9 protein-coding genes and 2 pseudogenes are annotated in these 14450 nt (G+C 73.4%); 2 read left to right on the plus strand and 9 right to left on the minus strand.

Features of this window, described 5'->3' with window-relative positions:
- Positions 1-40: 40 nt before the first annotated feature.
- Positions 41-1252 (minus strand): annotated as a pseudogene (locus ACN9MM_RS38740) (cryptochrome/photolyase family protein).
- Between the two features lie 345 nt (positions 1253-1597).
- On the opposite strand from ACN9MM_RS38740, the gene ACN9MM_RS38745 reads away from it, so the two are divergent.
- Positions 1598-3673, plus strand: coding sequence for an MMPL family transporter (locus tag ACN9MM_RS38745; RefSeq protein ID WP_426368520.1), 2076 nt, complete (start codon positions 1598-1600; stop codon positions 3671-3673).
- Between the two features lie 300 nt (positions 3674-3973).
- Here the strand turns inward: ACN9MM_RS38745 and ACN9MM_RS38750 are convergent, their stop codons facing one another.
- The 4 genes and pseudogenes from ACN9MM_RS38750 to ACN9MM_RS38765 all read right to left on the minus strand — a co-directional run bounded on the left by ACN9MM_RS38750 (position 3974) and on the right by ACN9MM_RS38765 (position 7045).
- Positions 3974-5329 (minus strand): hypothetical protein, encoded by a 1356-nt coding sequence (locus ACN9MM_RS38750; protein WP_426368521.1) that lies wholly within the window; start codon positions 5327-5329, stop codon positions 3974-3976.
- 100 nt (positions 5330-5429) lie between these two features.
- Positions 5430-5672: pseudogene (locus ACN9MM_RS38755) on the minus strand (AAA family ATPase); the annotation flags it as partial.
- 173 nt (positions 5673-5845) lie between these two features.
- Entirely contained in the window at positions 5846-6472 is a 627-nt protein-coding gene (locus ACN9MM_RS38760; RefSeq protein ID WP_426368522.1) for a hypothetical protein, read from the minus strand.
- A 306-nt stretch (positions 6473-6778) separates the two neighbouring features.
- Positions 6779-7045, minus strand: coding sequence for a hypothetical protein (locus tag ACN9MM_RS38765; RefSeq protein WP_426368523.1), 267 nt, complete (start codon positions 7043-7045; stop codon positions 6779-6781).
- 143 nt (positions 7046-7188) lie between these two features.
- On the opposite strand from ACN9MM_RS38765, the gene ACN9MM_RS38770 reads away from it, so the two are divergent.
- Positions 7189-7341, plus strand: a complete 153-nt coding sequence (locus ACN9MM_RS38770) for a hypothetical protein (RefSeq protein WP_426368524.1) — start codon at positions 7189-7191, stop codon at positions 7339-7341.
- Here ACN9MM_RS38770 and ACN9MM_RS38775 read toward each other — a convergent pair.
- The 4 genes from ACN9MM_RS38775 to ACN9MM_RS38790 all read right to left on the minus strand — a co-directional run bounded on the left by ACN9MM_RS38775 (position 7338) and on the right by ACN9MM_RS38790 (position 14219).
- Entirely contained in the window at positions 7338-8561 is a 1224-nt protein-coding gene (locus ACN9MM_RS38775) for a metallophosphoesterase (protein ID WP_426368525.1), read from the minus strand. The two genes, ACN9MM_RS38770 and ACN9MM_RS38775, sit on opposite strands and share 4 nt — an antisense overlap.
- A gap of 277 nt (positions 8562-8838) precedes the next feature.
- Positions 8839-9570 (minus strand): ATP-grasp domain-containing protein, encoded by a 732-nt coding sequence (locus tag ACN9MM_RS38780; protein ID WP_426368942.1) that lies wholly within the window; start codon positions 9568-9570, stop codon positions 8839-8841.
- Between the two features lie 111 nt (positions 9571-9681).
- The gene (locus ACN9MM_RS38785) at positions 9682-10344 is read right to left on the minus strand and encodes a hypothetical protein (RefSeq protein ID WP_426368526.1); all 663 of its coding nucleotides are present in this window, start codon (positions 10342-10344) and stop codon (positions 9682-9684) included.
- Positions 10345-10535: 191 nt separating this feature from the next.
- Positions 10536-14219, minus strand: coding sequence for a S8 family serine peptidase (locus tag ACN9MM_RS38790; RefSeq protein ID WP_426368527.1), 3684 nt, complete (start codon positions 14217-14219; stop codon positions 10536-10538).
- Positions 14220-14450 lie beyond the last annotated feature (231 nt).

Below are 14450 nucleotides of genomic sequence, written 5' to 3' on the forward strand. Positions count from 1 at the left end.
GGCGATCCGCCGTCGGACGTCCGCGCGACGCCGCCCGCCGTCACGGCGGTTCGTCCCCGCGCAGGCGCTCGCGCGCCCGTTCCTGCTCTAGGAGGGCGGGCAGGTCCTTCAGCCGCTCGAGGCCCCGTACGGCGCGGGCCATGCGGGCGTTCCGGCCGAAGGTGTCGCGGGGCCTGTCGAGGAACGTCCAGTGCCTGGCGGTGAACGGGCAGGCGTCCTCGCCCACGCGCCGGTCGGGGCGGTAGGGACAGCGCCCGCACAGGTCGCTCATGCGGTCGATGTAGGCCCCGCCGGAGGTGTACGGCTTGGTCGTCATCCGGCCGCCGTCCGCGTACTGGGACATCCCGACCACGTTGGGCAGCATCACCCAGTCGTATCCGTCGACGAAGCAGCGGTGGAACCAGTCCGTCACTGCGGCGGGGTCCCAGCCGCGCTGGAGGGCGTAACTGCCCAGGACCATCAGGCGCGGGATGTGGTGCGTCCACCCGGTGTCCCTGACCTGGCGCAGGGCCGTGGCCACGCACCGGGCCGACACGGCGTCGGCGTCGAGGTCGTTCCACCAGTCGGGCGGGCGACCGTGGTGGCCGAGGGCGGTCGACGTCCGGTACTCCTCGCCGAAGTGCCAGTAGAGGTGCCAGACGTACTCGCGTCAGCCGGCGATCTGCCGGACGAACCCCTCGACCGAGTGGAGCGGCGCCTCGCCCGCCCGCCACGCGGCCTCCGCCTCCTCCACGCATTCGGCGGGGTCGAGTAGTCCGAGGTTCAGGGAGGAGGACAACAGGCTGTGGCTCATCGTCCCGTCGTCGGCGAGCATCGCGGCCTCGTACGCGCCGAACCCCGCCAGCCGGTGGCTCAGTGTGCGCTGCCCGCCCGCCCATGCCGCGAAGTCCTCCGGGGCGACCAGGAACCCCCGCGGCGGCAGCACCGTGACGTCGGCGAGCGACCGTACGAGACGCAGGGCCGCCCGTGAGGTCGGGTGGTGGACCGTCACAGGGCCGTGGCCGGCTGCCCGACGGAGACCTTCCCGGTACGTGTCCGCACGGACGTACGTGACCCGGTCGCCGAGCTCGGCGGCACGGTGGCGCATCGCCGAAAGGATCAGATGCGCCTTCGCCCGGTGGAAGCGGCGGCGTCCGAAGACGGACCGCGACTCGATCATGACCACCGGCGCGTCACGGGCGGGGCCCTCACCGCCCGGCGCGAGGAAGGAGGGGCCGAGTTGGTCCCCGAAGAGCCAATGAGTGTCGGTCATGCCGCATCCGTCCGTGCCCGCGCGATGCCCCTGCGCACCGCCGGTACTCCTTCGCCCCGGGAGCGGCCGATGGATGCGGCGGTCGGCGGGGCGATGCGGCGGTCGGCGGGGCGATGCGGCGGGTGGCGCGGGCGGCGTCCTTCCCCGTCCCGGCGACACCGCGGCTCGCCCGGCCGGCCCTGAGGTCCGGCTGCATCCAAGCCGTGCGGGGGTACGGAAGGGGGGATGTCCGGCAGACCCGGTGCGGCGCGGAGGGAGGGCGGTCGCAGGGACGACTTCGGCGCCGTGGCACTATGTCTCGATCATTGAGATACTTCACCATCGAGAGATTGTCGGGAGTGATCCATGTCCGCACCCGCGCGCTGGGTGGGCAGACTGCTGCCACTGCTGGTGCTCGTCGTCTGGCTCGCCGTCGGCGGAGGGCTCGGCCCCTACGCGGGCAAGCTCGGCGAGGTGGCCACCAACGACCAAGCCGCCTTCCTGCCCCGCGGCGCAGAGTCGACCCGGGTCCTCCGGGCCCAGGAGGCGTTCCGGCAGGAGGAGACCCTCCCCGTCCTGGTCGTCTGGACCGCCCGGGACGGCGGCTCCGTCGCCCCGTCCACGCGGGCCGACGCCACCCGGGCCATGGCCTCCCTCAAGGGAACCGACGGCGTCGTCGGCGCGCCGTCCCCCGCCCTCGCCTCCGAGGACGGAGAGGCACTGCGCGGTGTCGTGCAGCTGCGGCCCGACCTCGGCGACGACCTGGCCGCCGTGCTGGAGGAGGTCGACGCGGCGGCATCCGGCGTTCCGGGCACCGAGGTGTGGCTGGCCGGCCCCGCGGCCACCCGGGCCGACCTCGGCGACGCGTTCGCGGGCATCGACGGCCTTCTGCTGGTCGTCGCGCTGGTGACCGTCCTCGTGATCCTGCTCCTGGTCTACCGGAGCGTCCTGCTCCCGCTGCTCATCATCATCGGCGCGGTGTTCGCCCTCGGGCTGGCCTGCGCCGTCGTCTACGTCCTGGCCGACCACGGCGTCGTCCGGGTCGACGGCCAGGTCCAGGGCATCCTGTCCATCCTGGTCATCGGCGCCGCCACCGACTACGCCCTGCTCCTCGCGGCCCGCTACCGCGAGGAACTGGCCGCACGCGACGGCGATCGCGTACCCGCCGTGCGGGCCGCGCTCAGGCAGTCCCTCGGCCCGATCGTGGCCAGCGCCGCCACGGTGGCGCTCGGCCTACTGGCCCTGCTCTTCAGCGATCTCACCAACAACCGTGCCCTCGGCCCCGTCGGCGCCATCGGCATCGCCTGCGCCGTCCTGAGCGCGGTGACCTTCCTCCCCGCCGCCCTGGTCCTGCTGGGCCGAGCCGCGTACTGGCCGGCCCGCCCTAGGACCACCGCGGACGGTGAGGCTGCCCACCCGGCCTGGCGCAGGATCGCGGCGCTCGTCGACCGCGCACCCCGCAAGGTCTGGGCCGGTTCCCTCGCGGCACTCCTCGCCTGCGCCGCGTTCTCCTTCACGCTCGACTCCAAGGGCGTGCCGCTCGACGAGATCTTCGTCAACGACGCGCCCTCCGTCACCGCGCAGCAGCGCCTGAGCGACCACTTCCCGGGCGGCGCGGGCAACCCCGCCGTCGTCATCGCCGACGCGGGCGCCGCCCGCCAGGTGCGTACGGCCGCCGAGGGCGTCGACGGAGTCGACTCCGCGACCGTCTTCGCGGCCCCCGGCACCACACGGCCACTCGTCGCCGACGGACGCGTCCGGGTCGACGTGACCCTCGCGGCCGCCGCGGACTCCGACGCCGCCAAGGAGACCGTCGCCGCGCTGCGTGCCGCCCTGCACGCGGTGCCCGGGGCCGACGCGCTCGTCGGCGGCACCACGGCACAGCAGTACGACACCCGGGTCACCGCCGAACGCGACAGGACGCTCATCGTCCCCGTCGTCCTGGCGATCATCCTCGTGATCCTGGTCGGACTGCTCCGCTCCCTGCTGCTGCCCGTTCTCCTGGTCGCGACGGTCGCGCTCAACTTCCTGGCGACACTGGGCGTCTCGGCCCTCGTCTTCGAGCACGTCTTCGGGTTCACGGGCACCGACTCGGCCGTTCCGCTCTACGGATTCGTCTTTCTGGTCGCCCTCGGCGTCGACTACAACATCTTCCTCATGTCGCGGGTGCGCGAGGAGACGACGCTGCACGGCACCCGCGAGGGCCTGCGCCGAGGCCTGGTCGCCACAGGCGGGGTCATCACCTCGGCCGGCGTCGTCCTCGCGGCGACGTTTGCGGCGCTGGGCGTGATCCCGCTGGCGTTCCTCGTCCAGATCGCCTTCATCGTCGCCTTCGGCGTCCTGCTCGACACGCTCGTGGTGCGGACACTCCTGGTGCCGGCGCTGGTCAGGGACATCGGCTCCACGGTCTGGTGGCCGGGCGCACTGCGCCACCGACCCTGACCCCGCCCCCGCGGTGGCCCACCGGGCCACCGCGGGGCTGACTGCCGCCACGGGCCCTCGGGGAGCCGGGACCGGACGGGCGGTGTCCCGCTCTGCGTGGCCGCCCGGAGCGGTTGTCCGTGCAAGCAGGTCCGGGGGAGACGCAGGCGGGGAGGCGCCCGCTCGCGCGTGCCGGGACGGCCTCTCAGCCGTCCTGTCGGCGGATCGACCGCCTCGCGACGTCCGCGATCGCGGACGCCACGAGCCCGGCGTCCCGGGTGAGGACCCGACTGGGGTCGCTGCTCGTCGTGCCGGACAAGGTCAGTTGGTCGTTGCGGGCCGCTGCCGCTGCCGCTGCCGCTGCCGCTGCCGCTGCCGCTGCCGCTGCCGCTGCCGCTGCCGCTGCCGCTGCCGCTGCCGCTGCCGCTGCCGCTGCCGCTGCCGCTGCCGCTGCCGCTGCCGCTGCCGCTGCCGCTGCCGCTGCCGCTGCCGCTGCCGCTGCCGCTGCGGCGCGGATCGCGTGTGCCTGCGGACCGGTGGCACCGGAGTGCTCGCCGCGCCCGACGACGAACGTCGTCGGGCGGCACAGGGCCGCGAGGTCGGCCTCCAGCCCGCCGTTGACCTCGTCCGTCCCGATGACGACCTCGGCGGCCTCCGACGGGGGCACCCGGGCCGAGCGGCCGAGGACGGCTCGGACACGCGTGACCGGTCCGGGACGAAGGAACCGCTCACGTACCCCGCCGCCCTCCCTGCTCGTCCAGCACGGAGACCGGGTAGGCGCCGTCCACCAGCACAAGCCCCCCGACCAGGTCCGGGGATTCGGCGGCACAGCACACGGCGATCGTCGCTCCGTGGGACCAGCCCACCAGGATCGGCAGGTCGAGCCGCCTCGCCCAGCCGGACCGCCTCGCCCCCGGCCGCGTCCCGCAGGGCCCGCAGCGTCTGTGCGTCCCCTCGCCGGGCGCCGAAGGCGACATGGGTCGCCGATTCGGCCGCCGGTCCGCCCTCGGCGGCCAGCACCGAGCCTGCCTCTCGGTGCGGCGCGTGCTTCACGGGCGTCGCGAGGTCGTCGTACGCGGCCTGTCGGATCAGGTCGTGCCGGAACCTCAGCAGCGGGCCCTCCGCGACGAGATGCCCCTGCGCGATGGCCTCCTCGGTGGCCGAGACCATCACCCGTACCGGTACGCCCATCACTCCGGCGGCCTCGTGCACCGTGAACGGCCGGGTGAGGGCGGCGCCCGCCCGCGCCAACTGCCGCACGGCGGGGGAGAGGTGACGCCACCGGCCGGCCACCCGAGCGCGGAAGTCGTCGGGCAGCGCACCGGGCGTGACGCGGGCGACGCCGTCCTCGACCAGAACCCGGCCCTGCTCGCGCAGCGCCCACAGCAGCTCCTGGAGGAGGAACGGGTCCCCTGCCGCGCCCGCCGTCAGGGCCCGGAGCCCACCCCCGGGGCGGGCGCACAGCATGTGCGCCGACAGCTCCTCCACGGCCTCGTCCGACACCGGACCGAGAGCGAGGGACCCGGCGCCGCTCCCCAGCAGCCTCTCGACCGCCGTGCGCATCGCCGACGCCTGTGGCAGGAACCGCCCCGCGAGCAGCCACAGCACCCGGGCGCCGCGGAGTGCGGGGACCAGGGAGCGGAGCTGGAGGGCGGTGGCCTGCTCGGCCCACTGCACGTCGTCCAGGACGATCAGCAGCGGCTGGGAGCGGGGTGTACTCGGCGATCCTCTCGGCCAGGAGGGCCGTCTGCCGGTACGGGACGGCTGACCGCGCCGCGAGCTCGGCCAGGGCGGGCTCGTCGAGGACCGGGGGAGTGCTGTCGCCGAGGGCGGTCGCCAGGGTCACGAGAGGGGAGAACCGGTCGAGTTCGGTGGCCCTGCCCTCGGCGACGGCCATTCCCCGCGCGGTGGCCTCCCGCGCGGTCTCGGCGAGCAGACGCGACGTGCCGATGCCCGCCTCGCCCGTCACCACGAGGCACTGGGCCGCTCCCGCCGTGACTGCGGCGACGGCGGCCGACAGGGCCCCAGCACATGCTGTCGTCCCACCAGCGGAGCCGGTTCCCGGTCACGGCCCAGCGTGCCCACCATGCGCGTCCCCCTTGCGCAGGGCCGGTTCACCGGCCGATGCCTGTCTGTCCATGACCAGCGGGCAGGGAGGAGAATTCCAAGAAAGGGGGCGCGCAGGCCCGGGGATCAGTCGCCGGGCTTGTCCTCGGCGGCTCGACGGCGTCCTCCTGCGGAGGCGACGAGCGCGTCCGCGACGACCGTCGCGTCCGCGTCGGCGATGTCCGCCGGGTACTCCGGCAGCAGGTCGTCCCAGACGGGGAGCCATGAACCGAACAGCTGGGCCTGCCCTGCGGGCCTGGCGAAGAACCAGATGTGCAGGTGGGCCCCGCCGTCCCCGATCCGGTAGACGTGGGCGCGCGAGATGTGCGGCAGGGCCTGCACGTGACGGACGATGTGTGTGGTGAGCACGCCCAGTTCGGCCGCGAGCTCGTCGGGGAGGTCGGCCATGTCGTGGTGGTCGAGCGGGTGGAGCATGAGCACCAGCGGCACTCCGACGCCCGTGATCCGGGTGAGCCGCCAGTTGTCGTTGAACCAGATCCCCTCATCGCGCTCGCGGCACGCATCGCAGTCGGAGGGGTCCTCGCCGTGCCGCGCGGGCTCGGGCAGGACCGGCGGCCGCAGGGGTGAGACGCGCAGTCCGTCCTCCTCGAACGGACTGATGCCCCAGCCGGTCATCCGCGCCAGCGGAAGCCGACGCTCGGCGTCCGAGGCCGCAAGTGCGTGATCGTAGAACTCGTCAGGTCGCAAAGCCATGATCCGAAGAGTAGTTCGAAGGCGAAGTCGATGTGACGGGACCGGGCGAAGTGCCAGGAGTGCGGCCGCCTTTCCCGGGAAAGGCGGCCGGAGTCCGCCGACACCCCGCTGTCATCGGACCGACGAACGACCGGCACCGCAGGTCAGTGCCGACACCCGGCCGCGACGACCCCCGGCCGACCTGAACCCGGACCCGGCGCCCGCTCCCGACCAGCCCCCCGGCCGCGTCCGGGGGCCTGCTTCCGGCCGGAGGGTCGTTCAGGAGTGGAAGGCGAAGAAGAAGAGCCTCCCCACTGCCCACAGCGGTCACCCCGGTCCCGTCGCCATGCCATCCGCAGGACAGACCCGCCGCCGGAAATGACGGCGGACCTTCGGGTGGGCGCAGACCACGGTGGCCAGGGTCGTCTTGCCGAAGCCGCCGGCTCCTTGCAGGGACGTGGTGATCGCGACGGCCCGGTCGGACGGTCCGGCATACACCGCGGCGACCGCGCGGTCGGCCCCACCCCGGTCGAGGACCCAGTCGGGGACCGGGGTCACCGGGGCCGGCGGAGGATCGGTGGTCGTGGTCTGCACCGACCAGTCAGCGGCGAAGCTGAACAGGAACCCGGCGACACCGAAGCCGCCGACGTAGGTCCAGGGGGGTCCGGATCCAGTCCGGCGGTCCCGGCCAGCGGTGGTCGCCGGAGGTCGCGGCGTTGGCCGCCAATGAGGCCAGGATGGCGACGCCCACCGACCCGGCGGTGATCGCCACACGCTTCAACAAAGGGTGGTGCGGGTGCTCCACCGAGGTCCCGCTGCCCCTCACCCGCATCTCCGCGAACGGGCCGATCGCCAAGCGGCCGATCGCCGCGAGCCCGCGTGCGAGCTAGGACGACGTGGACCGCTGCGGGGAGCGGAGCACGAGCAGCGTGATCTCGCTGGGGGCGAAGACGCGGAACGGCGGGCCCCAGAAGCCGGTGCCGCGGCTGGTGTAGAGGAGGGTGCGGGCGCCGTGGTGGCTCAGCCCGGCGACGGAGGGCTGGTCGAGGCGGACCAGGTGGTGGAAGGGCCAGATCTGGCCGCCGTGGGTGTGACCGGAGAGCTGGAGGTCGATGCCGTGGGCCGCCGCCCGGTCGATGAACTTGGGCTGGTGCGCGAGGAGGAGGACGGGCAGGTCCGGGTCGGCGCCCTGGAGGGCTCCGGCGAGGTGGGCGCGGTGCCCCACCAGTCCGGAGGACTCGGCGGTGACGTCGTCGACGCCCGCGACCACGAGGGTGTCACCTCCACGTTCGAGCAGCACATGACGGTTGCGCAGCGGCTCCCAGCCCAGTTCGTCCATCAGGTCGACCCAGCCCTGAGCCTCGCTGTAGTACTCGTGGTTGCCGGTGACGTAGACACGCGCGTGCGTCGCCTTCACGGTGCCCAGCGGGGCGGCCTGGGCTCGTCGGCGTTCGGCCGTGCCGTCCGCGATGTCGCCGGTGTGGCACACCAGATCGGCGTCCAGCGTGTTCACCGTGTCGCAGACCCTCGCCGACCAGCGGGCGCGGTCGAGCGGACCGTAGTGGGTGTCGGTGATCAGGACGACCCGGGTGCCGTCCAGCCCGGCCCCCAGTCGAGGCAGCTGCACGTCGAGCCGGCGCACGCGTGGCACGCGTCGGGCCTCGGCGTACCCCCACGCGAGCAGGACGGCGGTCACGCCGAGGACGGCCCAGGTGACGATGCGCGCCCGGTCCTGTCCGTCACCGACACCGGCCACGGCGAGGGCGAGCCGCAGCAGGACCCCGAGCAGAACCGACCAGGTGAACAGGACCCAGATGCTGCCCAGGAGCGTGTCACCGACGATCGCGGCCCGGTCCTGCTGCCGGCGACCGTGACCGTGCACCATCGCGAGCGGCATGCCGATCAGGCCGAGCGCGAACAGCGCGGTGCCGGTCAGGGCGACGGGCAGAGGCCAGTGCTGACCGGTGTGCAGGAGGATCCAGCACGGCACGGACCACAGAAGGAGGGGAGCGATCAGGGGTATGTACCGCATCAGGCGGTGCAGCAGGCTCCCCGACGACGCCCCTGGGGCCTCCTCGGCGGCGGATTGAGTGTCGCTGGTCTCGGTCATGCGTCCCTCCTGAGGATCTGTCCGGCGTGTCGCGCGCGGAGCGGAGCCGGGCGGCGACGGCGGCACGGTCACCGCACCAGCCGTCCGCCGGTGGCCTCGACATGATCGTCGCCCGTCGTGGCACCTTCATTGTCCGCCGTCGAGAAGTGGACTCGCCCACCAGGCTTCGGTGAGTTCGTTGAGGGCACCCTCCGGGCCGATGCCCGCATCACTCCCCGGCTCCTCGCGCAACCCGGGCCGGCAGGCCGTGCAGGCGTCCGGCGCCGCGTCAGGGGGCTCAGTGCCGTACGAAAGGCAGATCCCCCGGCTGCACCCGCTCACGCGGTCCCGCGGCCCGCAGCACCACGTCCAGCACGCGCGCCGGGTCAGCGGCGTACGCGTGGGAGAACCACGCCATGTTGGCCTCGACCACGGCCCACCTGTGGCCCGGACGGTACGGGTCGAGCAGCTGTCCCACGTCCACGACGACGGCGCTCGGCAGCGCGGGCCCGGCCTCGGCGACCAGGCGGTCGACGAACCCGGCGATCTCCAGGTCGACCGGCTCCCGCCCGTCGAGCGGGCGGGGGTCCAGCCGGCCGAACACCGCGTACCGACTGCCCGTGACGATCTGCCCGTCCAACAGGAACAGCCGGTACTCCGCGGCGAACGTCACCACGTCGGAGAGCAGCACCGGCGTCGCCGGATCCAGGTCGACGGGCAGCCGGGAGCCGTCGGCGTAGACGTCAGCCGGGAAGGACTTGTCCCGCGGCGGCTTGACGAACGTCGGCCCGTCGACCGCCCACGCGTCCGCGAGGGTCGCGGCCCGGACCTCTCGTCCGGTGAACTGCTCCGGCAGCCGGGCAAGCCAGTCGTCCGCCGGTTCGAGCAGGGCGAACCCGAGCTGTTCGGCCCACCGTGCCCCCGCGACCGGACCGCCGTACCAGTGGGCGGGTCCCACCGTCGTACCGATCTCCTCCGGGGCGAGGACCGCCATCCCGCGCCCCGCCGCCTCACCGGCGAGCAGTTCCATCGTCGACGTCCGCCGACCGGGCATGACCAGCACCGCGCACCTCCTTCACGACGTACAGAGCCGCCACGCTAGACGCGCCCGGTCCCCGTCACACGCGAGTTTTTCGACCCGTCAGCCGGTGGCGCGCTCGCCCGCCAGGCCGCTGCGGGCGAGGGCGCGGGCCACGGCGGACGGGTCCGGTCCGTCTCCGTCCGGGTCGCGCACGTACGTCAGCAGCGTGTCCACGTCCTGGAGCCGGCCGGCCTCGGCCTGGGCGAGAACGGTGTCGGCGTCGGGCCCGTCGTCCCTCCGCGCGAGGCGCTCGGCCACCAGCCCCACCGCCTCCGCACGGTCGGCCAGCGCGCCCATTCCGCAGTCCAGGCCGTCGTCGTCGAGGGTGTCCGGGTAGGGCGCGCGGGCCCAGGTGCCGTTCTCGTACCAGTAGACGCAGCCGAGCTCATAGCCGGACAACCGGTCGCGCAGCTCGTCCCACGGAAGCCATGCGGGGCCGCCCGCGAGCATGTCGACCGGGGGCTCGTGCCACTTCACCGCGCTCGACTCGTCCTCGCCGTACAGCACGTAACGGCCCTCGCCCATGCTGGACATCACCCACCAGGTACATCCGGCGTCGTCCCAGTGGAGCCCGTCGTCGTCGATCCAGCGGCCTGTGCGGTGCACGCTGGGCATGAGTTCGTCCGCGGTGGTCGCTCCGAGCGCGGCGAGCAGGGCCCAGCGGGCCCACAGCTTCTCGGCGGGCGGAAGGTCCTGCGGCAGTCCCGGGCGGTTGATCGTCATGGCGACCACCGTACGGGCGCGGGCACCCTCCCCGGACACGGGGTGTTGCGCGAGGCCGCCCATCTCGGCACGGGGCGGGGGCGTTTGCGCGCTCTCCCATGGTGCCGGGCTCCGAATCCGGCCCAGCCGAGAAGGACGCAGGAGGCCGGGGCACCCGTGAACGGATGCCCCGGCCGTTGCGCTGCGGTCCGTCAGCGGCGGACCTGGTAGGCCCGCGTCACCGTCTGGTCGACGGAGTTGCCGTCGGCGTCGGTGGCGGTGACCCTGAGCGAGACGAAGCCGGCCGCTGCCGGGTTGTCGATGGTGCCGTTCGCACGGGCGTCCAGACGGACCTTCCGCCAGGAGACACCGTCGTCGTACGAGGCCCAGAGCTCGACCTTGGTGATCGCCGGACCGTCGAGGCCCTTGGGGTGCCGTACGGACAGGCCGACGGTCGTGCGGGACGCGGCCCGGGCGCTGTTGGCCAGGTCGGTACCGAGGCGGTAGTCGACCGACAGGACGGGCAGCAGTGTCCGTCCCTCGCCCTGAGCGGAGTGGAAGCGCCAGTCGGTGCGCACCTTCGTGGAGGTGTTCCAGCCGGGCTCGTCCCTCTGGACGTCGGTGACCACGCGGTACTCGGCGCGTTCCGGGACCATGGGGAAGGCGATGTTGGTGGCGGGAGCCGTACCGAGCAGCACGCCGTCCCGGTAGACCGTGGCCAGCTCCTTGTCGGTGCCGTTGCGCACGACGGCCCACTGCCCCGTGCCGCTGTCGAGCAGCCCCGCGGCGGCCACCGCTCCCACCGTGCCGACGCGGGCGGCTGCGTAGTCCAGGTCGCCGGGCAGCGCGGTGCGGACCACGGCCTTGTTCCAGTCCCGGCGCACCTGCTGGCCGGGGGTGAGCTTCGTGGCGGCCGTGATCTGCCAGGTCCCGGCCGCTGTCCACACGGGGCCGAGCTTCATGGCCTCGTACGTCCGCAGCCCCGGGGTGACGTACTCGGTCAGGGTGCGCTGGAGCGTCATGCGTCCGAAGGAGAAGTTCGCCACCGTCTGCATCGGCGAGTGCATCAGACGGCTGTATCCGGCCTCGGCTCCGGCGGTGGTGCCGTGGAACCGGCTGTCGACCGTGGCCAGTTCACCGGTCCGGACGCGGTAGCGCTGGTCGGCGGGGATGCCGCCGGCGCGGTACTTGAGGAGTTCGTACGCGTACGGGCTGACCGCCGTGCCGGTGAAGGTGATCCTGGCTCCGGACAGGGCCAGCAGGCGCTCGCCCTCGGTTCCGGAGACCGTCATCGCGGGGATGCGGGTCTCCTTCGGGCTCCAGTTGCCCGCCAGCCAGGAGCCGGCGGTGTCGTTGTAGACGAGGATCGCCGCCGCTCCGGCGTCGGCCGCCGCGTCGACCTGTGCGTACGTGGTGGTCCCGGCGTCCCGCTTCACCAGGGCGATCTTGCCCCGGACGTCCTCGCCGGGCCTGGCGACCCGGAGGGTGCGGCTGCCGTCGAAGCGCGCGGAGCCCGTCCAGCCCTGGAAGTAGGAGACGTCCAGTGTGCGGCTGCCGTGTCCGGCGAGCCGGGCCGAGAGCGCCGGTGCGCTGAGCGACCAGCCGACGCGCGATTCGAAGAGCGTGGGGTCGGTGGTGGCCGACGGCACGGAGTAGACGGCCGTCTCCCCGCCGAGCCAGACCTCGCGGTTGTGGACCAGGACCCGCGAGGCGGGGCTGGACGCGATGCCGACCCGGAGGCGGTTCGTCTCCGACGGGCGCGGCGTGGTCATGGTGACCCGGCCGGCCTTGGAGCCGTCGAACGTGAAGGTCCGGTCCGCGTCGATGAGCGTGCCGGGCTGGGCCGCGTACGTGTACTCGTGGAGCATGCTCCAGTCGGGGCTGTAGTGGTAGGTCTCCGCGATGAAGGAGTGCTCGCCGCGCGGCACCCGCAGTACGACGGTTCCGTCCTCGCCGACCGGGTACGTCTCCGGGATCTCTGCCTTGTCGAGGGTGGTGTCGGTGACCGCGGCGATGCCGTCGGTCGGCTTGCCGTCGCGGTCGAGGACCTTCAGCGTGACGTCGAAGCGCTGGACGTCCCGGCCGAAGCCGATCGCGGTCACCGCCGTCGTCCCGTCGGCGGCACGCGCGGTGACGTGCGCGCCGTGCGAGCCGGTGGTGATGCTGCGGCTGTCGAGGGTGACGGCGACCTCGGCGGTGCCGTGCGCAGGGACGGTCACCGAGTCGGAGCCCAGGGCGAGCGTTCCGGCCGGCAGCGTCTCGCCCGCCTGGTCCACGGAGAGGGCCAGGGTGACAGGGGCGTCGCCGTCGTTGACGTACTCGATCTTCTTCTCGACGGTGGCCGAGTCGTCCCAGCCCCGCAGGCCGAAGTCGACCGTGCCACTGGCCGTCACCGGCTGGCGGACGGCGCGCGCCACGTCGACGCGGCCGGCGCCCTGGGCGTAGACGGACGTGTCGGCGGTGGTCTTCGCGGTGCTGATGAGCCCGCTCTTCAGCCGGGCGGGCGACCAGTCGGGGTGGCGCTGGGCGAGGATCGCCGCCGCGCCCGCCACGTGAGGTGTCGCCATGGAGGTGCCGCTCGCGGTGGTGTAGAGGTCGCCGACCGGCGTGCCCATCGTGGTGCCCGCCGCGCGGGCCGCGACGATCCGGACGCCGGGTGCGGTGATCTCCGGCTTGAGGGCGCCGTCGCCGCGCGGGCCCCGGCTGGAGAAGTCCGCGACGACGTCTGCGGAGTCCACGGCGCCGACCGTCAGTGCGGCGGCGGCGGCGCCGGGCGAGCCGACGGTCTTCGCGCCGGGGCCGCTGTTGCCCGCCGCGATGGTGAACAGGACGCCCGTCCTGGCGGTGAGTTCGTTGACCGCCAGCGACATGGGGTCGGTGCCGTCGGCGCCCTCCTGCCCGCCCAGGCTCATGGAGACGACCTTCGCGCCGGAGTGCGCGGCCCAGTCCATGCCCTCGATGATGCCGGACTCCGAGCCTGAGCCGCCGTCGTCGAGGACCTTGCCCACGATCAGCTTGGCGCCGGGAGCCACGCCCCGGTACCTGCCGCCGGACCCGGTACCGCTGCCGGCGATCGTGGAGGCGACGTGGGTGCCGTGGCCGTGGCCGTCGCGGACGGTCTCGCCGGGGACGAAGCTGCGGCTCTCGGCGATGCGGTCGGCGAGGTCGGGGTGGGTGGTGTCGATGCCGGTGTCGAGCACCGCGACCTTGACGCCGCTGCCGTCGTATCCGGCGGCCCACGCCTCCGGCGCGCCGATCTGGGGAACGCTCTTCTCCAGGAGCGCGTCGACCTTGCCGTCCAGCCAGAGGCGCTGAACACCGCCCGACAGACGGGCCTTGGGGGTTCCGGCGCGGGCGCTGTCGTCGTCGACGGCCTCCCAGAAGGTGTCGCCCTTCGCCTTGTCGGCGGTGACGGCGGCGCCGCGTACGCCGGGGAGCTTGCGGGAGAGCCGGGCCCCGCCGGGCGCGGCGGTGCCGGCGGAGTCGTAGCGCACGATCAGCGGGGTGGTCGCGCGGTGGGCGTCGTCGAAACCCTGGGCGACGAGCTGCGTGACGTTGAACAGGCGCTTGTCGACCTGTCCGTTGTGGATCAGAGCCTCGACGTCCCGGGGGATCACGTACACGTCGGTGCCGACGGTGTACGTCCGCAGTCCGGAGGCACTGTTGCGGTACGGGGTGACGTCGACGGCGAGGGTCTTGCCCGCCTGGGTGGCCACCGTCACCTTGTCGCCGGTCACCAGGGTGACTGTCGCGGTCCGGACGGCGTCCCGGGGCGCGGCGGTCACCGCGTCCTGCCCGGTCGCAGGGAGGGGGGTTGCGCCGTACGCCAAGCCGCCGGCGGCCATGGTGGCTGCCAGGGCGAAGCCGAGCAGTGCGGTACTCCGTCTGCTGCGCATGCTGGGGGCACTCCTTCCGCCGGCGGAGGGGGATCCGTCTCCGGCGGAACCAAGACTCAACAGGAACGATCACCTTCGCTACGGGCTGCGACTGACGAAGAAGCGACATGTCCACTCGCCGCCACGTTCCACCTACCTCGGGGCTGCGAGGACACCCGTGTGGTAATGCGAACTCTCGTTTCGAACGGTCCTGTTGTGGTTTGATCGCTTCGCGAGCGGGGGTGATCGTTT

Source organism: Streptomyces sp. E-08, from assembly GCF_049913095.1.
Classification (GTDB): Bacteria; Actinomycetota; Actinomycetes; order Streptomycetales; family Streptomycetaceae; genus Streptomyces.

Bases quoted from the DNA above. Each gene is read 5' to 3' on its own strand.
- ACN9MM_RS38745 (WP_426368520.1), top strand. From the start codon at position 1,598: ATGTCCGCACCCGCGCGCTGGGTGGGCAGACTGCTGCCACTGCTGGTG.
- ACN9MM_RS38760 (WP_426368522.1), bottom strand. From the start codon at position 6,472: ATGGCTTTGCGACCTGACGAGTTCTACGATCACGCACTTGCGGCCTCG.
- ACN9MM_RS38770 (WP_426368524.1), top strand. From the start codon at position 7,189: ATGGCGACGCCCACCGACCCGGCGGTGATCGCCACACGCTTCAACAAA.
- ACN9MM_RS38775 (WP_426368525.1), bottom strand. From the start codon at position 8,561: ATGACCGAGACCAGCGACACTCAATCCGCCGCCGAGGAGGCCCCAGGG.
- ACN9MM_RS38780 (WP_426368942.1), bottom strand. From the start codon at position 9,570: ATGGAACTGCTCGCCGGTGAGGCGGCGGGGCGCGGGATGGCGGTCCTC.
- ACN9MM_RS38785 (WP_426368526.1), bottom strand. From the start codon at position 10,344: ATGACGATCAACCGCCCGGGACTGCCGCAGGACCTTCCGCCCGCCGAG.
- ACN9MM_RS38790 (WP_426368527.1), bottom strand. From the start codon at position 14,219: ATGCGCAGCAGACGGAGTACCGCACTGCTCGGCTTCGCCCTGGCAGCC.